The sequence below is a fragment of the Methylobacterium nigriterrae genome (assembly GCF_037106235.1).
Lineage (GTDB): Bacteria > Pseudomonadota > Alphaproteobacteria > Rhizobiales > Beijerinckiaceae > Methylobacterium > Methylobacterium nigriterrae.
Genome location: NZ_JBAWTG010000006.1, coordinates 44,587 through 63,125, shown reverse-complemented (window position 1 = coordinate 63,125; position 18,539 = coordinate 44,587). Strand labels below are relative to the sequence as shown.

The window sequence follows — 18,539 nt, the reverse complement described above, 5'->3', positions numbered from 1 at the left end:
GCCGCGCCGGCGAGGCTCCGGCGCCCGGCCGGGACGCGTCGCCGCGCGGTATCGCTTCGCGTCGTGCGCCGCTAAAGAGCGGCCATGTTCGCCAAGCGCTGGGATACGGTCCATGTCGGCCGGGATGGCTGGCTCTTCCTCACCGGGGGAAGCAACCGCGTCATGGACCAGTACGGGCGCGGCCCGCGCCGCTGGTGGCGCCTGCGCGCCTGGGCGCGGCTGATCGAGGCCCGCGCCGTGCGCGCCGCCCGGCTCGGCATCCGCTCGGTCCACCTGATCGTGCCGGAGAAGCTGTCGGTCTACGACAACCTGACCGCGGACCTGCCCTACGACCCGGCCCGCGCCGCCACCCGGATCCTCGCCCGGCGGCTCCTGCGGCAACCGGCCTATCTCGATCTGCTGCAGCCCTTCCGGGCCGCCCGCGACGGGGCGCCGCTCTACCTGCGCACCGACACCCACTGGTCGGTGGAGGGCTGCCTGCTCGCCTACCGGGAATTGATGCGCGCGCTCGGCGCGGTGCCGCCCGCCGACATCGCGACGCGCCCGCGCTTCGAGGCCGAGCGGCTGATGGATCTCGGCGAGAAGTTGCCCGGACGCCCCCGCGAGCGCGTGAGCCACCTCGTGATCCAGCGCGCGGCCGAGCGCGTCCATGCCGGTCCCCTCGTCGCGGCCTACGAGGCGGAAGGCCGGGCGAGCGAGCTGCATACGGGCGCCCACGTCATCTACCGCAACGCCGTGCCCGGCATCGACGGGCGCCGCCTCGTCCTGTTCGGCGATTCGTACGCCCATTTCACCCCGATCATGCTGACGGGTCTTCTCGCCGAGAGCTTCGCCGAAGTGCACTTCGTGTGGTCGTCGAGCCTCGACTGGGGCTACATCGAGCGGGTGCGGCCGGACCTGCTCGTGTTCGAGCTGGCCGAGCGCTTCCTCGCGCGCCTGCCGCGGGACGATTACGACGTCGCGGCCGCGCGGCCGGATCTCGAGAGCGCCTGACTCTCAATCGAGCTGCTGGCCGATCTCGCCGTTGTCCACGCTGATCATCTGGTCCCGCACGTAGCTGTCGGGCGTCAGCGCGAGACCGAGCACGAAGGCGAGCAGCACCGCGACGCAGGTCAGCGTCACGGTCACGCGATCGGGGTGCCGCCGCTGCGCGTGGATGACGAGGCAACCGGCGGTGAACAGGGCGGCTTCGGCGAGTGGAACGACGATGGCAACGGCCAAGGCGAACGACCTCCAGGTGGCTGGAGAAGCCTCAACGAAAAAAAGGGGGCGCCGTTTCCGGCGCTCCCGAGATGGAGGTTGCCCGCCCCCGAAGCCGGGGCGGGCGGGCTGAGCCTACGAGAAGCGTTACCGGGAACAAGTCGGGAAATTGAATACACTCCAAGTTGTGTCCAATCCGTCGCACTCCGCACCGGGCCATGCCGATCGCGCCCGACCGGCCGTCATCCCCGGGGCCGGCCCCTTTCCCGGCCGGCCCGGCCGCCCATCTGATCAGGCTCGGCCCTCGCGAAAGGGACAGCGACCATGGGTTTGCTCGTCGATGGCGTCTGGCAAGACCGCTGGTACGACACGAAGTCGACCGGCGGGCGCTTCGAGCGCAGGGCATCGGCCTACCGCAACTGGGTGACGCGGGACGGACATCCGGGCCCGTCCGGCGAGGGCGGCTTCCCGGCCGAGACGGGGCGCTATCACCTCTACGTCTCGCTCGCCTGCCCGTGGGCGCACCGCACCCTGATCGTGCGCGCGCTCAAGGGCCTGGAGCAGGCGATCTCGGTCTCTGTGGTCGATCCCCATATGGGCCGCGAGGGCTGGGTGTTCGGCGACACGCCGGGCGCGACGCCCGACACCGTCAACGGCGCCGCCCGTCTCTACGAGGTCTATCTCCGGGCCGACCCGGGCTATACCGGCCGGGTCACGGTGCCGGTCCTGTGGGACAGGCAGCGCGCCACGATCGTCTCGAACGAATCGGCCGAGATCATCCGGATGCTGAACGGCGCCTTCGGCGGCTCGGGACCGGACCTCTGCCCGCCGGATCTCCTGGGCGAGATCGACGCCCTCAACGCGCGGGTCTACGACCGGGTCAACAACGGGGTCTACAAGGCCGGCTTCGCCACGAGCCAGGAGGCCTACGCGGAGGCCTTCGAGGCGCTGTTTGCCGAGCTCGACGCCCTCGAGGCTCGTCTCGACCGGGGCCGCTACCTCTTCGGCGCCCGGCTGACCGAGGCCGATATCCGGCTCTTCACCACGCTGGTGCGCTTCGACGCGGTCTATGTCGGCCACTTCAAGTGCAACCGGCAGCGGATCGCCGATTACCCGAACCTGTCGAACTACCTGCGCGACCTGCACGCGCTGCCGGGCGTCGCCGCGACCGTCGACTTCACCCACATCAAGCGCCACTATTACGAGAGCCACCCGACCATCAACCCGACCGGCATCGTGCCGCTCGGGCCGCGGCTCGACCTCGCCGCGCCGAACGACCGGGCGCGGCGGTTCGGCGCGTGAGGCGCCCTCGACGGACGGCGCCGGTGCCATACATGGGCGCCATGACGATCCGCGCCCCTTCCTGCCGCACCGCTTTCCGCCGCGCCCTCCTCGCCGCTCCCGTCGCCCTCGCGGTGGCCCTCGCGCTCCTGCCGCCGGGTCCCGCCCGCGCGCAGCAGGCCGCGGTGAAGCTCGAGGGCACCTGCAGCCGGCTCGTGATCGCCGGACAGGATGTCAGCGCCACCTGTGCGGGCACGCTGATGAACCTGGTCGCGCGCAGCCGCACGAGCTTCGACTTCGCCTCGACCGACGGCCAGACGCTGAGCTTCAGCGGCACCGGCGCCCAGCAGGAGCGGACGGAGGAGACGGATCCGCTTCAGCCGATCAGCCTGGTGATCCCGGGCAAGAAGGCTCCCGAGGGCGTCGTCCAGAATCCCGTGCTGGCGGTCGGCTCCTGCAGGTTCTCGACGCCGGCGCCGGGCAAGACCGAGATCGCCTGCGAGGCGAACTCCGCGGAGCGGGGCACCTTCGCGGGCACCTTCGTGACGGCCGCGAAACCGGCCTCCGGGGAACCCGCGCGCTGAGCGGCGCAGGACCTGCCTGCCGACGGCCGCAATGCCGGTGGAGGGCTTCGGCCGCGGGGTGGTCAGGCCGTCGCCGGGGCACCATGTAACGAGGCGCCTTTTCTCGATTTGCCCGGCGCCCATGCCGACGGCCGTTGCCGCGAGGATCCGATGCTGAACGACGCCCCCGTGCCCGGCGCCCCGCCCGGCGCAGCCGACCTCATCCGGGACGCCACCACCGCGAGCTTCCGCCAGGACGTCATCGCCGAATCGATGAACCGCCCGGTCCTGGTCGACTTCTGGGCACCCTGGTGCGGGCCCTGCAAGCAGCTCACGCCCGTCCTGGAGAAGGCCGTCAAGGCAGCGGGCGGCAAGGTCGTGCTCGTGAAGATGAACATCGACGAGCACCCCTCGATCCCGGGCCAGCTCGGCATCCAGTCGATCCCCGCCGTGATCGCCTTCCAGCGCGGCCAGCCGGTGGACGGCTTCATGGGGGCGGTGCCGGAGAGCCAGGTGAAGAGCTTCATCGAGAGGCTCGCCGGCCCCGCCGGCCCGAGCCAGATCGACGAGCTGATGACGGAGGCCGGCGCGGCCATCGAGGAGGGCGACCTCGCGGGCGCCTCCGAGCTCTACGCTGCGGTGCTCGGCCAGGAGCCCGACAACGTGGCAGCGCTTGCCGGGCTCGCCAAGATCCAGCTCGACGCGGGCGAGCTCGAGAACGCCAAGCAGGTCCTGGCGATGGTGCCGGAGGCGAAGGCCGGCGATCCGGCGCTCGCCGGGATCCGCGCCGCGATCGAGCTCGCCGAGCAGGCGGCCTCCCTCGGCGACCTCGCGGGGCTGCAAGCCCAGGTCGAGGCAAACCCGGACGACCATCAGGCCCGCTTCGACCTCGCCCTCGGTCTCAACGCGCGGGGCGAGCGGGCGCAAGCGGTCGACCACCTGATCGAGATCCGCCGGCGCGACAAGGAGTGGACCGACGACGGCGCCCGCAAGCAACTGCTGCAGTTCTTCGAGGCCTGGGGGCCGATGGACCCCGACACGATCCGCGGGCGGCGCAAGCTCTCGACGCTGCTGTTCGCCTGACGCGCGTTTCCGGGCAGGGGAGATGAGATGAGCACGCATGCGGGCTACAAGGGCCCGGCGGATTGCCCCGCCGTGATCCCGGTCTTCCCTCTCCCGGGCGCGCTCCTGCTTCCGCGGGGGCAGATGCCGCTCAACATCTTCGAGCCGCGCTACCTCGCCATGGTGGACGACGCTCTGCGCACCGACCGGATCATCGGCATGATCCAGCCGGATGCGGAGGGCGGCGGCTCGCCGATGGCGCCGCGCCTCTACCGGGTCGGCTGCGCGGGCCGCGTCACCCAGTTCGCCGAGACCGGCGACGGGCGCTACCTGATCTCGCTCACCGGCATCAGCCGGTTCCGGGTGGAGAGCGAGCTCGCCACCACGACGGCCTATCGCCGCTGCCAGGTCTCCTACGATGCCTTCGCGGCGGATTTCGAGGCGCGGGCCGGCGAGGAAGCGGTGGACCGCGAGGGCGTGCTGAAGGCCTTGCGCGACTTCGTGGAGTCGAACGAGCTGCAGGTCGACTGGGCGGGTATCGAGGAGGCGCCGAACGAGGCCCTCGTCAACGCGCTCTGCATGATGAGCCCTTTCGGCGTGCGCGAGAAGCAGGCGATGCTCGAGGCGCCCGACCTGAAAACACGCGCCGAGGTCTTGATTGCGGTGACCGAGATGGAGTTGGTGCGGGGCTCGGGCTCGGAGCCGACGCTGCAGTAACCCCTCTTTCGCGAAAGACCGACACGATGGCCGACGAATTCGATTCCACCGTCGAGGCGACCCGGGTCGACCCGAAGCTCCTCGAGCTCCTGGTCTGCCCGCTGACCAAGGGCACGCTCGAGTACGACGCCGCCCGCCAGGAGCTGATCAGCCGCTCGGCCAAGCTCGCCTACCCGATCCGCGACGGCATCCCGATCATGCTGCCGGAAGAGGCGCGGCCGCTCGTGGATTGAGGGGGGCGCTCCGCTCGTCCGGCCGGCCCGCCGCGCCGACGCGATGGGCCCCCGAATGGCGGGCAAGACCGCCTCTCGGGAGCGCGGCAGGCCTCCATTCCCCCCGTGCGGGCGCCGCTCGGGCGCGCGTCAGTCGCAGCGCTCCCGCCGCACCGTCGTCGAGGAGCCGTCGTCCTCCGTGCGGGTGACGGTCCGGGTCTCGCAGCCGCCCTCGCGCTCGACCGGGACGACACGGCGCTCGACCACGACCGGATCCCGCTCGATCACGACGGCGCGCGGCGGCGCCTCGCGCTCGATGATGGTGGTCTGCGCCGAGGCGGCGCCGAGACTGGCGAGGCTCAGCGTGGCGACGATGAGGATGAGGCGCATCGCGATCTCCTGTTGTGCCAAAAGCTCGGGCGAGAAACGGCTCGGGAGCGTAGCAGTTCCAGGATCTCGGGACCGTCCACGGGGGCGCCGAGGATAAAGTCGGCTGCCATGCGGCTCTCGGATGTCGATGCAGCCAGAACAGCCAAGCTCAAACTTGATCAAAGCTGCGCGTGCCGTTGCGCACGTCGCGTCATATTCTCGCCGCTTCCGGCCAATATTCGGGTTCCATTCACACCGCCGAGGGCCTTGTGGCCCGAACTCGATCGAGGCTGCACGCCGCGCGTGCCGGCCGTGCCGCGGTATTGGCTGAAGGGGATCACATGTCGAAGGTTGTCACGGTTCTCGCGCTCGCGGCCGCTCTTGTCGCGCCGGCCCTCTCCTCCGCGGGCGCGGCCGAAGGCGGCAACTTCAACGGCACTTGGTCGGTGGAACTCGTCACCGAGAGCGGCGTCTGCGACAGCCGTTACAGCTACGCGGTCGCGGTGCGGGAGGGGCAGGTGCGCCTCGTCTCGGGCGCCGACGGCGCGACCCGGATGAGCGGGCGCGTCGGCCCGGACGGCACCGTCGGGCTGAGCGTCTCGAACGGCACGGCGAGCGGCGCGGTCTCGGGCCGGCTCCAGGCCCGCTCCGGCGGCGGCACCTGGAAGGTCTCGGCCCTCTGCTCCGGCCGCTGGACGGCCCGCCGGCACGGCTCGCAGGTTGCGCAGGCCGAGTGACGGGCAGGGACCTGCGGCTCCCGGGGAGTCGCAGGCCCGCTCTCTCAGGCTGCCGCCGAGAGCCAGCGGCGCGCCTCGTCGATACGGGCGCGCTCGAACACCTTGATCTGGGTCGGCGACACGAAGCTGAAGGTCTCGGCCAGCATCTTGAGCCAGGGCGCGTCCGTCACCAGGGCGATGTGGCTGACGCCCTTCATCATCGACAGGCCGAAGCGCGGATCCTTGAAGAAGGCCGCCGGCTCCATGCCCTGGAAGGCCCGGATGTCTTCCAGGAGCTTCATCTTGCCGCCCCGGTCGAGATCGGCCTTCATGGCACTCATCGCGGCGTTCATCTCCTCGTCCGTGATCTTCCCGTCGACCACGATCTCGGCGATGTCGGAATCCGGCTTCTTCTCGTAGCTCAGCACGTCGGCACTCCTCCTGGACCGTCCGATGACGGCGGCACGGGGCCGCAGGTTCCTACAAAAAGCTCTGCGGGTCGACGTCGATCGCCACCTTCACGTTGCCGCGGACCTTCGGGCCGCGGGCGAGCCAGTCGCGCAGATAGGCCTGCAGGTCGATGGCGCGCTCGGTCTTGACGAGCAGGCGGAAGCGCCAGCGGCCCCGGATCAGCGCCAGCGGCGCCTCGGCGGGCCCGAGCACCATCACGCCGGGCGGCGGGTCGGCGACGCGCGCCAGCGCCTGCCCGTGGGCCTCGGCCGCCTCGCGCTCGCTGGCCGAGACGATCAGCGCGGCGAGCCGTCCGTAGGGGGGCAGGCCCGCGGCCTCGCGCGCGGCGATCTCCTCCTCGTAGAAGCGCTCGGCGTCGCCCGACAGGAGGGCGGCGATGACGGGGTGGTCCGGCTGGTAGGTCTGGACGAGGGCGCGGCCCGGCCGCTCGCCGCGCCCGGCCCGGCCCGTGACCTGCTGCAGAAGCTGGAAGGTGCGCTCGGCCGCCCGCGGGTCGCCCGTGGTCAGGCCGATATCGGCGTCGAGCACGCCCACCAGCGTCAGGTGCGGGAAGTTGTGGCCCTTGGCGACGAGCTGCGTGCCGATGACGATGTCGCACCGGCCCTCCGCCACGGTCTGCAGCTCGGCGCGCAGGCGCTCGGCGCCGCCGGGAAAGTCGCTTGACAGCACCACGACGCGCTGCTGCGGAAACAGCTCGGACACCTCCTCCGCGATCCGCTCGACGCCGGGACCGCAGGGGGTGAGGTGGTCGAAGGCGCCGCATTCGACGCAGGCCTCGGGCTTCCTCTCGGCATAGCCGCACTGGTGGCAGACAAGCGCCCGGCGGAAGCGGTGCTCCACGAGCCAGGTCGAGCAGTTGCGGCACTGGTAGCGGTGGCCGCAGGCACGGCAGAGGGTGAGCGGCGCATAGCCCCGCCGGTTGAGGAACAGGAGCGTCTGCTCGCCGGCCGCGAGGTTGTGCTTGACGGCCTCGACCATCGGGGGCGCCAGGAATCGGCCGCGCTCGGGCTTGTCGAGCCGCATGTCGATCGCCCGGATGTCGGGCAGGCGGCGCCCGCCGAAGCGCTCGGGCAGCCGGACGTGGCGGTAGCGGCCGCGGCTCGCGTTGACGCGCGTCTCGATCGATGGGGTCGCGGAGGCGAGCACCACGGGGCAGCCCTCGAGCCTGCCCCGCACCACCGCCATGTCGCGGGCGTGGTAGTGGACGCCGTCCTCCTGCTTGTAGGCGGATTCGTGCTCCTCATCGACGACGATGAGGCCGAGTCTCGCGAAAGGCAGGAACAGGGCGGAGCGGGCGCCGACCACCACCGCGATCTCGCCCGAAGCCACCCCCGCGCGGATGCGCTCGCGGCGCCGGCCGCCGATGCCCGAGTGCCAGGCGGCCGGGCGCACCCCGAAACGGGCCGCGAAGCGGTCGAGGAACTGGGCGGTCAGCGCGATCTCGGGCATCAGGATCAGCGCCTGGCGCCCGGCCCGCACGCATTCGGCCACGGCCTCGAAATAGACCTCCGTCTTGCCCGAGCCCGTCACGCCTTCGAGGAGCGTCGCGCCGGTATCGCCCTCGTGCGGCCGGAGCGCGGCGGCGGCCGCGGCCTGCGCCTCCGACAGGGGCACGCGCGGATGGTCGGGATCGGGCGGGAGCGCCACGGGCTCGGGCTCGAGGGCCACCGCCTCGAGGGCGCCGTCGTCGATCAGGCCGTCGACGACGCTGAGCGAGACGCCCGCCTCCTTGGCCAGCGCCGTCTTGCCCCGGAGCGCGCCGTCGGCCGCGACCTGCAGGACCCTGGTGCGGGCCGCGGTGGCGCGGGCCGGCGGCTTGTCGGTGGCGCGCACGCCGACCCGGACCGTCTCGCGGGCGGCGGCCTCGTCGGGCAGGCGCAGGGCCATGGCGAGCGCCGAGCCCTTGGGCGCCAGCGTGTAGCGGGCGAGCCAGTCGACGAGGCGCCGCAGGGGCTCGGACAGGGGCGCCACCCCGATCCGTCCCGTGACGGGCCGCAGGTTCGAGCCGGACGGGCTCTCGGCGAGGGCCCAGACGACGCCGATCGTCTCGCGGGGTCCGAGCGGCACCTGCACGACGTCGCCCTCGCCGAGCGCCATCCCGGGGGGGACGGCGTAGCTGTAGGCGGTGTCGAGGGCGAGCGGGATCAGGATCTCGGCGGTGACGGGCATCGGCTCGGGGGCATCGCGAACTGCATTCTGCATCCTGTCAGTGATTTGTTCTATATATGTACTCTCCACGTTCGTCGAAATGACGATTCAGTGCTCATGGTTGCCCCCGCAAGCCCAGCGCCAGCGGCAGGGCGAGCAGGCTCAAGCCCGCCATGGCCCGGAAGGCGTGCGCCCCGAAGGCCTCGTAGAGGTAGCCGGAGGCGAGCGTCACGGCCGCGCCCGCGAGCCCGAGCCCGACCGTGCCGTAGAGCGTCAGCGCCGTGGCGCGCAGCCGTTCCGGCACCTCCCGTTCGATCAGGCCGAGGCAGGCGAGGTGCAGGAGCGCGAAGGTCAGCCCGTGCAGGATCTGGGTGCCGGCGAGCCAGGGGACCGCGCTCGTCTCGGCCATCACGCCCCAGCGCAGGGCGCCGGCGGCGGCCGCCAGCATCAGCCCGCCGGCGCAGCCGATGCGGGCGAGCAGCCAGGGTCCCGCGAGGAGGAACACGAACACTTCCGCGGCGACCGCCTCCGACCACAGGAGGCCCGCCGCGCCGGCCCCGATCCCGGCCGAGCGCCACAGGATCATCGCGAAGGCGTCGTGCATCGCGTGCGCCCCGATGACGAGGGCGGCGGCCAGCACGGTGCGGCGGAAGGCCGGCCGTCGCGCGAGGTCCGCGAAGCCGCGCCAGAGTCCCTCGGCTCGCGCACGGATCCGCTCCGCCTCCGGCTCGGCCCGGGCCGGCGCGGAGGCGGCGGCGAGGCCGGTCCCGAGGAACAGGACGCCGCCCGCGACGATCGCGGCCGAGAGCCCGCGCGCCTCGATCAGCCAGCCGACGAGGCTCGTGGCGGCGATGAAGGCGGCCGAGCCCGCGCCGCGCACCCAGCCGTACTGGAAGGCCGCCCCGCCCCGCGCGCCCGCGAGCGCCAGCGCGTCGGCGAGCGGGGCCAGCGGCGCGGTCGCGACCGCGTAGGCGAGGCCGATCGCGAGGAGCGCCGGGAAGCCGTGGCCGGAAAGATGCAGGAGCGCGGCGAGCCCCGCCAGCACCGATGCGGTCGCGAGGATGGGGCGGGCGGCGGCCCGGCGGTCGGCGGCGCGGCCGGCGAGCGGGCCCGCCACGAGCCGCGTCAGCGTGGCGCCGGCGAGCACGGCGCCGATCTCCCCGCTCGAGAGCCCGCGCGCGGCGAGCCAGTTCGGCAGGAAGGGCGAGAGGCAGCCATAGGCCCCGTAGAGGGCGGCGTAGAGCAGGAGGAAGCGGGCGAGCCCGCTCCCCGATGCCGCCTCCCCCCTGCTTTCCGCGCGCGCCATGCCGATCGTGCCGGGACCGCCTTCAGGCGAGGGGCGCCGTCGCCCGTTCGAGCCAGGCCCGCGTCCCGTCGCCGAGATCCGGCCCGAGCGCCTCGCGGACGCGGGCGTGGTAGGCGTCGATGCAGGCGATCTCGTCCGCGTCGAGGAGCGCGGTCTCGATCAGGCGGCGGTCGTAGGGAGCCAGCGTCAGGGTCTCGAAGCCGAGCATGCTCCGCTCGCCCCCCGCGACCGCGCGGGGCTCGACCAGGATCAGGTTCTCGATGCGGATGCCGTAGACGCCGGCCCGGTAATAGCCCGGCTCGTTCGACAGGATCATGCCGGGCTTGAGCGCCACCGTGCCGGTCTTGGCGATGCGCTGCGGGCCCTCGTGCACCGACAGGAAGGCGCCGACCCCATGGCCGGTGCCGTGGTCGAAATCGAGCCCCGCCTGCCACAGCGCCGTGCGGGCCAAGGCGTCGATCTGCGCGCCCGTGGTGCCCTCCGGGAAGACCGCCCGCCCGATCGCGAGATGGCCCTTGAGCACGCGGGTGAAGCGGTCGCGCATCTCCGGGCTCGGCTCGCCGACCGCCACCGTCCGGGTGATGTCGGTGGTGCCGTCGGCGTATTGCGCGCCGGAATCGATGAGGAAGAGCTCGCCCGTCCGCACGGTCCGGTCGGTCGCCCGGGTCACCCGGTAATGCACGATGGCGCCGTTCGGGCCAGAGCCCGAGATCGTCGGGAAGGAGACGTCCCGCAGGAGCCCGCCCGCGGCCCGGAAATCCTCCAGCGCCTCGACGGCCGCGATCTCGCCGAGGTCCCCGCTTGCCGCCTCGCGGTCGAGCCAGGCGAGGAAGCGCGTCACCGCGAGCCCGTCCCGGTGATGGGCGGCGCGGGTACCGGCGATCTCGGCCGCGTTCTTCACGGCCTTCATGGCGGTGACGGGATCCGGCCCGACATCGGCGAGGCCGCCGGCCGCCTCGATCAGATCCTTGAGAGCGGCGGCGGCGGTCGCGGCGTCGAGCCGGACGCGGCCCCGGGCGAGCGCCCCGAGGGCCTCAGCGAAGCCGGCCCGCGGCGCGAGGTCGGCGAGCGGGGCGAGAGCCGCGCGGGCCTCGGCCGTGATCTCGGGGGAGACGAGGAACACCCCCGGGCGGCCCTCGCGGGGCACGATGGCGTAGCCGAGCGCCAGCGGCGTGTGCCCGACATCCGCGCCCCGCAGGTTGAAGGCCCAGGCGAGGTTGTGGGGATCGGAGATCACGAGGGCGTCGCAGCAGGCCTCGGCGAGCGCGGCGCGGATGCGCGCGAGCTTCGCCTCGGCGGTCTCGCCGGCGAGTTCCGGCGGATGCGGCACGACCGCGCCGGCTGGCGGGCGAGGCCGCCCGGCCCAGGCGGCGTCGATGGGGTTCTCGGGCACGGCCCGCAGCGCGGCGCCGGCCTTGGCGGCGGCCCGCTCCAGCCGGGCGAGGCCGTCCGGCGTGTGCAGCCAGGGGTCGTAGCCGAGCACGGCGTCGGGCTTCAGCGCCTCGGCGAGCCAGGCCTCGGGGGTCTTCTCGGCGAGCGGCACCACCGTGAAGACGCCGGTCTCGACCTGGTCGGGGGCCTGGAGGGTGTAGCGCCCGTCGACGAACAGGGCGGCGGAGTCGGCGAGCACGATCGCGGTGCCGGCCGAGCCGGTGAAACCGGTGAGCCAGGCGAGCCGCTCGGCATTGGCGGGCACGTACTCGGACTGGTGCTCGTCGGCGCGCGGTACCACGAACCCGTCGAGGCGCATCTCCCGCAGGCCGGCGCGGAGCGCGGCGGCGCGCTCGGGACCCTTGCGGTGGCTCGGGTCGTCGAAGGTCTGGAAGCGGCGGCGCTCGGTCATGGCGCAAGGGTTACGTCGCCCGCCGGGCGCCGGCAACCGCGGCGCGGAGGGACTGGCGTTCAGGCCAGTCGCGGCAGGCTCAGCGCGGCCGCGCCGCCGCGCCGCCCCGGCGCAGGACCAGCGTCGCCCAGCCCTCGATCACGCCCCTACCCGCGAGATGGAAGCCCTGATGGGCGTAGGTCGAGAGGATGCCGGGGACGTCGCGCTCGATCAGGCCCGAGAGCACGAGCGTGCCGCCGTCTGCGACGACGCGCGTCAGCGAGGGCGCGAGGCGCCTGAGCGGCCGGGCCAGGATGTTGGCGAAGACGAGGTCGAAATAGCGGGCGCGGCGCGCCAGCGGATGCTCGACGCCGGGCCCCTGGTAGAGCCGCAGGCTCGGCCCCAGCCCGTTCAGGCGTGCATTGGCGCGCGCGGTGAGGATTGCCTCCGGGTCGAGGTCGCCGGCGATCACGGGGGTGCGCAGCGCGCGCGCCGCCGCGAAGGCCAGGATGCCGGTGCCGGTGCCGACATCGAGGACGCGGGCCGGGCGGCCCCGCTTCAGCACGTCCGCGAGCGCCCGCAGGCAGCCGAGCGTGGTGCCGTGGTGGCCGGTGCCGAAGGCGAGCGCAGCCTCGATCTCGATGGCGAGATCGTGCGCCCGCACATGCTCGCGGTCGTGCGCGCCGTGGACGAGGAAGCGCCCGGCCCGCACCGGCTTCAGCCCCTCGAGCGAGGCCCGGACCCAGTCCTGCTGGTCGATCGTCTCGAAGACCGCCTCGTCCGCCTGGTCGCCCACGACGGGCCGGATCAGGTCGCGGACCATGTCCTCGTCGGGCGCGTCCGCGAAATAGGCCTCGAGCCGCCACGTCACCCCGTCCTCGGCCTCGAAGGCCGCCACCGCGGTCTCGGTGGGGTCGAACATCTCGCCCAGCAGATCGGTCGTGGCGCGGGCCGAGCGCTCGTCCGTGAGAAGGCGAAGCACGTGGGTCGGGCGATGGGGCGGCAGGCCTTCGATCATGGCGGCGCTCTAGCACCCGCGGCGGCGCGCCGCCAGCACGGGCAAGGCGGCCCAGCACGTTCCAGGCGCGCGGGAATTTCCGCCCGCGGATGCGTCAGAATGTTCATTCCTCGGGCGCAAGCTCGACCGGAACTGCGAGCGGGATGCCGCGTTCTCGCTGGCCTCTCACACGCGGCGGCGTCGACCGTCGCGGGTGGGATCGCGCGTCCCGACCCTGCAGCGCGAGCGTCCGCGCCGGGCCGTCCGGCCATTCTGCATCTCGAAGTTGCGTCCCCGCGATGAAAACCCGCCGCTCCGGCCGCAACGGGCCGATCGTCCTGACCGGGAAGCCCAAGGCCCGCCGCCCCGCGCGCGGACGCGAGGACGTGCTCGGCGCGGGCGCGCTCGAGGCGCCGCTGCCGGGCCGGCTCCTGGTGCTGCTGAGCCGGCTCCACCGGGCCGAGACGGCGCGCCCGGACGAGGATGAGGCCGGACGCCTGGGCACGGCTCCGCCGCTCCGGCGGATGTGACAGGATTCCGGTCGACCGACGGGAAACGGACGCTTGTTCGCCCGGTCCGCCCCCCTATGATCACGCGCGTTCCAGCCGGCCTTCACGGCCCGGCGGCGGCGCGAGGATCATCCCATGGCATCGACGCGACGGTACTGGCTCGCGGGCGCGCTCGCGCTCATCCTCGGTGCCGGACTCACGGCCGGGCTCACGGCCGGGCCCGCCCGGGCCGAGGGGCCCGTCGTGGTGTTCGCCGCGGCGAGCCTCAAGAACGCCCTCGACGACGCGGCCGCGGCCTGGAACCGGGAGACGGGCAAGTCCGCCAAGATCTCCTACGCGGCCTCGAACGCCCTCGCCAAGCAGATCGAGGCCGGGGCGCCGGCCGACATCTTCGCCTCCGCCGACCTTGCCTGGATGGATTATGCCGAGACGGCGGGCTCGATCCGGCCTGGCACCCGCAGCAACCTCCTGCGCAACGGCCTCGTGGTGGTGGCGCCCCGCGATTCCGCCGTCAGCCTCGCGCTGAAGCCCGGCGTCGATCTCGCCAAGGCGCTCGGCGGCGGGCGCCTCGCGGTTGGCAACGTCGAGGCCGTGCCGGCGGGCAAGTACGGCAGGGCCGCGCTCGAGGCGCTCGGCGCCTGGGACGGGGTGAAGGACCGGCTGGCCCAGGCCGAGAACGTGCGGGCCGCCCTCCTCCTCGTCTCGCGCGGCGAGGCGCCGCTCGGCATCGTCTACGCGACGGATGCGGCCTCGGACCCGGGCGTGCGCGTGGTCGCGACCTTCCCGCCCGACAGCCACCCGCCGATCCTCTACCCCGTCGCGCTCACCAAGGACTCGCGCAATCCCGACGCGGCGGCCTTCCTGAGCTACCTGAAGAGCCCGGCGGCGCGCCCCGCTTTCGAGCGCCAGGGCTTCACCGTGCTCGGCCAGGCGGGCGAGAAGTTCTAGCGCCCCTTGCCCGGTCTCAGCCCCGACGAGTGGACGGCCGTCGCCCTGAGCCTGCGGGTGGCGAGCGTCGCCATGCTGGCGAGCCTGGTTCCGGGGATCGCGGTGGCGTGGCTCCTCGCCCGCCGCGACTTTCCCGGCCGCGCCCTCGTCGACGGTCTCGTGCACCTGCCGCTCATCCTGCCGCCCGTGGTGACGGGCTACCTCCTGCTCCTCGCCCTCGGCCGCAAGGGGTTCCTCGGCGCGTGGCTTGCCGAGATCGGCATCGTGTTCGCCTTCCGCTGGACCGGGGCGGCGCTCGCCTGCGCGGTGATGGGGTTTCCCCTGATGGTGCGGGCGATGCGCCTGTCGATCGAGGCGGTCGATGCGCGCCTCGAGCAGGCCGCCGCGACGCTCGGCGCGCCGCCGCTCGCGGTCTTCCTGACGGTGACGCTGCCGCTCAGCCTGCCCGGGATCCTGGCCGGGGCGGTGCTCGCCTTCGCCAAGGCGATGGGCGAGTTCGGCGCCACCATCACCTTCGTGTCGAACATCCCGGGTGAGACCCAGACGCTCCCGTCAGCGATCTACACGCTCACGCAGGTGCCGGGCGGCGAGGCGGGGGCCCTGCGCCTCACCCTGATCTCGGTGGTGCTGTCCATGGGCGCGCTCCTCGCCTCCGAATGGCTCGCGCGCCGGGCCGGCCGCCGGCTCGCAGCGTGAGCGTCGCGGTCGCGCTGGCGCGGCGCATGGGCGCGTTCCGGCTGGACATCGCCTTCGCGGCAGGTCCGGGGCTCACCGCCCTGTTCGGCCGCTCAGGCTCGGGCAAGACCAGCGTCATCACCCTGATGGCCGGGCTCGGCCGGCCGGACAGGGGCCGCATCGTGGTGACGGGCGAGACCCTGCTCGACACGGACAGGGGCATCGACGTGCCGGCGCATCGCCGCCGCGTCGCGACCGTGTTCCAGGAGGCGCGGCTGCTGCCCCATCTCAGCGTCCGGGGCAATCTCGGCTACGGCCGCTTCTTCGCGAGAGGCCGGCCCGGGCCCGCGCTGCCCTTCGAGGCGGTGGTGGAGATGCTCGGCATCGGGCACCTGCTGCAGCGGCGCCCGGCCGGCCTCTCGGGAGGCGAGCGCCAGCGCGTCGCGATCGGCCGTGCGCTTCTCGCCAAGCCCCGGCTCCTGCTGATGGACGAGCCGCTCGCCGCCCTCGACGAGGCGCGCAAGGCCGAGATCCTCCCCTATATCGAGCGGCTGCGCGACGAGGCCGGGGTGCCGATCGTCTATGTCAGCCACGCGGTGGCCGAGGTGGCGCGGCTCGCCAGCACCGTGGTGGTGCTGGAGGAGGGGCGCGTCGCGGCCATCGGCCCGGCCGAGGCGATCCTGCGCCGGGCCGAGCTCCTGCCCGCCCACGAGGCGGAGGCGGGCGCCATCCTCGACATGGACATCGCGGGGCAGGACGAGGCGGCAGGCCTCAGCCGTCTCGCGGGACAGGCCGGCCGCCTCCTCGTGCCGCGGATCGACCGGCCGGCGGGCACGCACGTGCGGGTGCGGGTGCCCGCCCGGGACGTTCTGGTGGCGACCCAGGCGCCGATGGGCCTCAGCGCCCGCAACGTTCTGCCCGGTCGCGTCGCCGCGCTCGAGGCGCGCGGCACCTCCGTGATGGTCGAGATCGACTGCAACGGCGCGGTGCTCGCGGCCCTCCTCACCGGCGCCTCGGCCCGGGCCCTCGGCCTCGCGCCGGGCCTGCCGGTCTACGCGATCATCAAGAGCGTGGCCTTCGACCCGGCCGGCGTCGGGACCGGACGCGGCACCGTGGAGATCTGAGCGGCTCGCCGTTCTCGGTGCGCCGCGCGGATGCGCGACGGCGCGTGATCACGCCGCCTCCTCCACGAAGGCCCGCATCAGCAGGTGCGCGATCGCCATGCGCGGCGGCACGCTGCACCCCTCCGGATGCGTGCCCGCGATCATGGCGGCCACCTCGGCGCGGGGGAACCAGCGGGCATCGGCGAGCTCGGCCGGATCGATCGTGATGGCCTCGCTCTCCGCTTGCGCGACGCAGCCGATCATCAGCGAGGCGGGGAAGGGCCAGGGCTGCGAGGCGCGGTAGGCGACGGCGCCGACGCGGATGCCCGTCTCCTCGAGGCTCTCGCGGCGCACCGCGTCCTCGATCGTCTCGCCGGGTTCGAGGAAACCCGCGAGGCAGGAATACATCCCTTCCCGGAAGCGCGGCGCCCGCCCGAGCAGGCAGGCATCGCCCCGCCGGATCAGCATGATCACGACGGGATCGGTGCGCGGGAAGTGGTGCGCTCCGCAGGTGGGGCATTCGCGCCGGAAGCCCCCGGCCCGGATCAGCGTGGCCGAGCCGCAATTGGCGCAGAAGCCGTGGCGGGCATGCCAGGCGAGCAGCGACTTCGCGGTGGCGAGGAGGCCGAGCTCGTGGGCCGCGACAGCCCCCTCGGCGGCGATCGTGCGCAGGTCGAGGACGTGGAAGTCCGGATCCGAGCCGAAGGCGTCGGCCGCCTCCGGGTCGATGGCGGCGGCAAAGACCGGGCGCGCATCGAGCCGGCCGAGGAAGAGCGTGAAGGCGCGGGCCGGGGCCCGCTCCCCGTCCGCCGCGTCGAGGATCGCGGTGCCCGGCCGGCGCAGGACCACCCGGTCGCCCGCCAGGAGCACGAGCCGCGCCCCGTCCGCAGCGAGGGTCGGAACGGCGGCCTCGTCCCGCTCGGCCGAGTGGCGCAGGAGGCGGCTCGTCGCGTAGCCGAGCCCGTCGAGGGGATCGCGCGCCATCGCCTCAGGCCGCCGCGAAGAGCTGGCCGGCGCGCTCGACGAGCTGGGCGCGGGCATGCGGCGGGTAGGGACGGCGCTCGCCTTGGCCCCAGACGGGCCCGGGCCAGGCCGGATCCGAGCGGAAGCGCCCGACCACGTGCACGTGGAGCTGCGCCACCACGTTGCCAAGCGCCGCGACGTTGACCTTGTCGGGTTGCGCCAGCGCCCGCATCACGCCGGCCGCGAGGCGGACCTCGCTCCAGAGGGCGTCGGAATCCGCGGGCGCCAGGTCGGTGATCTCGCTCGCGCCCGCGCGCCGCGGCACCAGGATGAGCCAGGGGAAGCGGGCATCGTCCATCAGCAGCACGGAGCAGAGGGCGAGGTCGCCCACCGGTGCGGTGTCGGCGGCGAGCCGCGGATCGAGGGCGAAGGATTCGGCGGACATCGCGGCAGCATCTAGGGCAGGCGCGGCCACGGCGCGAGGGGGCAGGAGGGCGAGCGCGCCGAACAGCAGGCGCTCCAGCCGGTTGCCCCACCACCCGCATCGCCGCGAGACCGCATGGACCAGCCCCGCCCGAGTCCCTGAGCGACAGCCCTCAACCGCGCCCCCGCCCCGGCCGGCCGGACCGAGATCGAGAGCGCCGCCCAGGCGGCCACCGCGCTGGAGCCGCTGGCGGGGGCCGGGGCCAGCATCCTGTTCGCGCTCGGCGTCGTCGGCGTCGGCTTCCTCGCCGTGCCAGTGATGACGACGGGGGCGGCCTACAGCGTCGGCACGACACCGCCGCGGCCGACCACCACGATGTCGGCCTCGAGCGTTCCGTCCGGCGCCCGGTGAGCCTGCGCCACGACCTCGGCGCCCTCGGCGAGCAGCGCCTTCTCGCCGGTGGTGACCTGGGTGGTGCGCGTGTCCGCCGGGACCGTCAGGGTCCGCTCGCCGCCCTCGAAGCCGAGCACCAGCTTGCGCGGGTCGCCGCCCTCGAGATCGCGCACCCAGCCGCCGGTCAGCGTCCTGCCCGCACCGAGGTCCCAGGGCCGGTGGCCGGCGAGGAGGCCGCGCTGCGAGGGCGAGTAGACCGAGACGGCCTCGGCCTTCAGGCCGTTCCCCTGCGGCGCCGCGACGACGCTGATGTAGCTCTCGGGCTTGATGTCGCGCACTTGGCCCTCCGTGGCGGTGAGGAGGTTCGTCGTCCGGGCCAGCCGCAGCGTGACCGGGGTGCCCTCCCGGGAGCGCAGGGTCAGGCGGTCGTCGTCCCGCGTCACGATCGTGCCGGCATAGCGCGGCGGGGTCGCCTCCGCCCGCGCCGTGCGGGTGCCGGGCGCAAGACCCGCGACGAGACCCGCGACGAGCGCCAGGGCGGCGGCCGTGCGGGGCGCCCGCCGGACCGAGGTGTCGTGTGTGGGGCCGAGCGTCACGCTGCCGTCTCCGCGGATGCCGGCGCTGGCCGGGCCTGCGGGAACGAAGCTCGGCCGCCCGGGT

At 73.6% G+C, this 18,539-nt stretch carries 22 protein-coding genes; 12 read left to right on the top strand and 10 right to left on the bottom strand.

The features are described from left to right. Positions 1 to 84: 84 nt before the first annotated feature. Complete coding sequence (locus WDW90_RS06135) at positions 85 to 993, top strand: alginate O-acetyltransferase AlgX-related protein (RefSeq protein ID WP_336486437.1); 909 nt, start codon at positions 85 to 87, stop codon at positions 991 to 993. Between the two features lie 3 nt (positions 994 to 996). On the opposite strand, the gene WDW90_RS06130 is transcribed toward WDW90_RS06135, so the two are convergent. Further along, the gene (locus WDW90_RS06130) at positions 997 to 1,221 is read right to left on the bottom strand and encodes a hypothetical protein (RefSeq protein ID WP_336486436.1); all 225 of its coding nucleotides are present in this window, start codon (positions 1,219 to 1,221) and stop codon (positions 997 to 999) included. Between the two features lie 303 nt (positions 1,222 to 1,524). Between WDW90_RS06130 and WDW90_RS06125 the strand changes: the two genes are divergently transcribed. The 5 genes from WDW90_RS06125 to WDW90_RS06105 all read left to right on the top strand — a co-directional run bounded on the left by WDW90_RS06125 (position 1,525) and on the right by WDW90_RS06105 (position 5,056). Then, entirely contained in the window at positions 1,525 to 2,502 is a 978-nt protein-coding gene (locus WDW90_RS06125) for a glutathione S-transferase family protein (protein ID WP_336486435.1), read from the top strand. Between the two features lie 41 nt (positions 2,503 to 2,543). Next, a complete protein-coding gene (locus WDW90_RS06120; RefSeq protein ID WP_431310989.1) occupies positions 2,544 to 3,065 on the top strand; it encodes a hypothetical protein in 522 nt (173 codons plus the stop codon). A 150-nt stretch (positions 3,066 to 3,215) separates the two neighbouring features. Further along, entirely contained in the window at positions 3,216 to 4,127 is a 912-nt protein-coding gene (gene trxA, locus WDW90_RS06115) for a thioredoxin (protein ID WP_336486433.1), read from the top strand. Between the two features lie 27 nt (positions 4,128 to 4,154). Continuing rightward, the gene (locus tag WDW90_RS06110; RefSeq protein WP_336486432.1) at positions 4,155 to 4,823 is read left to right on the top strand and encodes an LON peptidase substrate-binding domain-containing protein; all 669 of its coding nucleotides are present in this window, start codon (positions 4,155 to 4,157) and stop codon (positions 4,821 to 4,823) included. Positions 4,824 to 4,849: 26 nt separating this feature from the next. Further along, a complete protein-coding gene (locus WDW90_RS06105; RefSeq protein ID WP_336486431.1) occupies positions 4,850 to 5,056 on the top strand; it encodes a Trm112 family protein in 207 nt (68 codons plus the stop codon). Between the two features lie 129 nt (positions 5,057 to 5,185). On the opposite strand, the gene WDW90_RS06100 is transcribed toward WDW90_RS06105, so the two are convergent. Continuing rightward, positions 5,186 to 5,425, bottom strand: a complete 240-nt coding sequence (locus tag WDW90_RS06100; protein ID WP_336486430.1) for a hypothetical protein — start codon at positions 5,423 to 5,425, stop codon at positions 5,186 to 5,188. A 320-nt stretch (positions 5,426 to 5,745) separates the two neighbouring features. On the opposite strand from WDW90_RS06100, the gene WDW90_RS06095 reads away from it, so the two are divergent. Next, entirely contained in the window at positions 5,746 to 6,141 is a 396-nt protein-coding gene (locus tag WDW90_RS06095; protein ID WP_336486429.1) for a hypothetical protein, read from the top strand. 44 nt (positions 6,142 to 6,185) lie between these two features. On the opposite strand, the gene WDW90_RS06090 is transcribed toward WDW90_RS06095, so the two are convergent. The 5 genes from WDW90_RS06090 to WDW90_RS06070 form a co-directional block, all read right to left on the bottom strand. After that, entirely contained in the window at positions 6,186 to 6,548 is a 363-nt protein-coding gene (locus WDW90_RS06090; RefSeq protein ID WP_336486428.1) for a SpoIIAA family protein, read from the bottom strand. Positions 6,549 to 6,600: 52 nt separating this feature from the next. Then, positions 6,601 to 8,760 (bottom strand): primosomal protein N', encoded by a 2,160-nt coding sequence (locus WDW90_RS06085; RefSeq protein ID WP_336486427.1) that lies wholly within the window; start codon positions 8,758 to 8,760, stop codon positions 6,601 to 6,603. A gap of 94 nt (positions 8,761 to 8,854) precedes the next feature. Further along, the gene (locus WDW90_RS06080) at positions 8,855 to 10,045 is read right to left on the bottom strand and encodes an MFS transporter (RefSeq protein WP_336486426.1); all 1,191 of its coding nucleotides are present in this window, start codon (positions 10,043 to 10,045) and stop codon (positions 8,855 to 8,857) included. 22 nt (positions 10,046 to 10,067) lie between these two features. Further along, the gene (locus tag WDW90_RS06075) at positions 10,068 to 11,888 is read right to left on the bottom strand and encodes an aminopeptidase P family protein (RefSeq protein ID WP_336486425.1); all 1,821 of its coding nucleotides are present in this window, start codon (positions 11,886 to 11,888) and stop codon (positions 10,068 to 10,070) included. Between the two features lie 79 nt (positions 11,889 to 11,967). Continuing rightward, a complete protein-coding gene (locus tag WDW90_RS06070; RefSeq protein ID WP_336486424.1) occupies positions 11,968 to 12,885 on the bottom strand; it encodes a 50S ribosomal protein L11 methyltransferase in 918 nt (305 codons plus the stop codon). A gap of 278 nt (positions 12,886 to 13,163) precedes the next feature. Here WDW90_RS06070 and WDW90_RS06065 point away from each other — a divergent pair, with 278 nt between their 5' ends. The 4 genes from WDW90_RS06065 to modC all read left to right on the top strand — a co-directional run bounded on the left by WDW90_RS06065 (position 13,164) and on the right by modC (position 16,120). Continuing rightward, entirely contained in the window at positions 13,164 to 13,394 is a 231-nt protein-coding gene (locus tag WDW90_RS06065) for a hypothetical protein (RefSeq protein ID WP_336486423.1), read from the top strand. A gap of 114 nt (positions 13,395 to 13,508) precedes the next feature. Then, a complete protein-coding gene (gene modA, locus WDW90_RS06060) occupies positions 13,509 to 14,321 on the top strand; it encodes a molybdate ABC transporter substrate-binding protein (protein WP_336486422.1) in 813 nt (270 codons plus the stop codon). Positions 14,322 to 14,327: 6 nt separating this feature from the next. Then, a complete protein-coding gene (modB, locus tag WDW90_RS06055) occupies positions 14,328 to 15,017 on the top strand; it encodes a molybdate ABC transporter permease subunit (RefSeq protein WP_336486421.1) in 690 nt (229 codons plus the stop codon). Then, positions 15,014 to 16,120, top strand: coding sequence for a molybdenum ABC transporter ATP-binding protein (gene modC, locus WDW90_RS06050; protein WP_336486420.1), 1,107 nt, complete (start codon positions 15,014 to 15,016; stop codon positions 16,118 to 16,120). Before modB ends, modC begins: the two co-directional genes overlap by 4 nt. 48 nt (positions 16,121 to 16,168) lie before the next feature. Here modC and nudC read toward each other — a convergent pair whose 3' ends face one another. Together nudC and WDW90_RS06040 are read right to left on the bottom strand one after the other, a co-directional pair. Continuing rightward, the gene (nudC, locus tag WDW90_RS06045; protein WP_336486419.1) at positions 16,169 to 17,083 is read right to left on the bottom strand and encodes an NAD(+) diphosphatase; all 915 of its coding nucleotides are present in this window, start codon (positions 17,081 to 17,083) and stop codon (positions 16,169 to 16,171) included. A gap of 4 nt (positions 17,084 to 17,087) precedes the next feature. Next, positions 17,088 to 17,507, bottom strand: coding sequence for an HIT domain-containing protein (locus WDW90_RS06040; RefSeq protein ID WP_336486418.1), 420 nt, complete (start codon positions 17,505 to 17,507; stop codon positions 17,088 to 17,090). A 186-nt stretch (positions 17,508 to 17,693) separates the two neighbouring features. Here WDW90_RS06040 and WDW90_RS06035 point away from each other — a divergent pair, with 186 nt between their 5' ends. Continuing rightward, entirely contained in the window at positions 17,694 to 17,897 is a 204-nt protein-coding gene (locus WDW90_RS06035; RefSeq protein WP_336486499.1) for a divalent metal cation transporter, read from the top strand. On the opposite strand, the gene WDW90_RS06030 is transcribed toward WDW90_RS06035, so the two are convergent. Continuing rightward, positions 17,822 to 18,475, bottom strand: coding sequence for a hypothetical protein (locus tag WDW90_RS06030; protein WP_336486417.1), 654 nt, complete (start codon positions 18,473 to 18,475; stop codon positions 17,822 to 17,824). The two genes, WDW90_RS06035 and WDW90_RS06030, sit on opposite strands and share 76 nt — an antisense overlap. Positions 18,476 to 18,539: the final 64 nt, after the last annotated feature.

Excerpts from the sequence above, each read along its gene's own strand:
- WDW90_RS06135 (WP_336486437.1), top strand. The coding sequence starts at position 85 with ATGTTCGCCAAGCGCTGGGATACGGTCCATGTCGGCCGGGATGGCTGG.
- WDW90_RS06125 (WP_336486435.1), top strand. The coding sequence starts at position 1,525 with ATGGGTTTGCTCGTCGATGGCGTCTGGCAAGACCGCTGGTACGACACG.
- WDW90_RS06120 (WP_431310989.1), top strand. The coding sequence starts at position 2,544 with ATGACGATCCGCGCCCCTTCCTGCCGCACCGCTTTCCGCCGCGCCCTC.
- trxA (WP_336486433.1), top strand. The coding sequence starts at position 3,216 with ATGCTGAACGACGCCCCCGTGCCCGGCGCCCCGCCCGGCGCAGCCGAC.
- WDW90_RS06110 (WP_336486432.1), top strand. The coding sequence starts at position 4,155 with ATGAGCACGCATGCGGGCTACAAGGGCCCGGCGGATTGCCCCGCCGTG.
- WDW90_RS06105 (WP_336486431.1), top strand. The coding sequence starts at position 4,850 with ATGGCCGACGAATTCGATTCCACCGTCGAGGCGACCCGGGTCGACCCG.
- WDW90_RS06100 (WP_336486430.1), bottom strand. The coding sequence starts at position 5,425 with ATGCGCCTCATCCTCATCGTCGCCACGCTGAGCCTCGCCAGTCTCGGC.
- WDW90_RS06095 (WP_336486429.1), top strand. The coding sequence starts at position 5,746 with ATGTCGAAGGTTGTCACGGTTCTCGCGCTCGCGGCCGCTCTTGTCGCG.
- WDW90_RS06085 (WP_336486427.1), bottom strand. The coding sequence starts at position 8,760 with ATGCCCGTCACCGCCGAGATCCTGATCCCGCTCGCCCTCGACACCGCC.
- WDW90_RS06080 (WP_336486426.1), bottom strand. The coding sequence starts at position 10,045 with ATGGCGCGCGCGGAAAGCAGGGGGGAGGCGGCATCGGGGAGCGGGCTC.
- WDW90_RS06075 (WP_336486425.1), bottom strand. The coding sequence starts at position 11,888 with ATGACCGAGCGCCGCCGCTTCCAGACCTTCGACGACCCGAGCCACCGC.
- WDW90_RS06070 (WP_336486424.1), bottom strand. The coding sequence starts at position 12,885 with ATGATCGAAGGCCTGCCGCCCCATCGCCCGACCCACGTGCTTCGCCTT.
- WDW90_RS06065 (WP_336486423.1), top strand. The coding sequence starts at position 13,164 with ATGAAAACCCGCCGCTCCGGCCGCAACGGGCCGATCGTCCTGACCGGG.
- modA (WP_336486422.1), top strand. The coding sequence starts at position 13,509 with ATGGCATCGACGCGACGGTACTGGCTCGCGGGCGCGCTCGCGCTCATC.
- nudC (WP_336486419.1), bottom strand. The coding sequence starts at position 17,083 with ATGGCGCGCGATCCCCTCGACGGGCTCGGCTACGCGACGAGCCGCCTC.
- WDW90_RS06040 (WP_336486418.1), bottom strand. The coding sequence starts at position 17,507 with ATGTCCGCCGAATCCTTCGCCCTCGATCCGCGGCTCGCCGCCGACACC.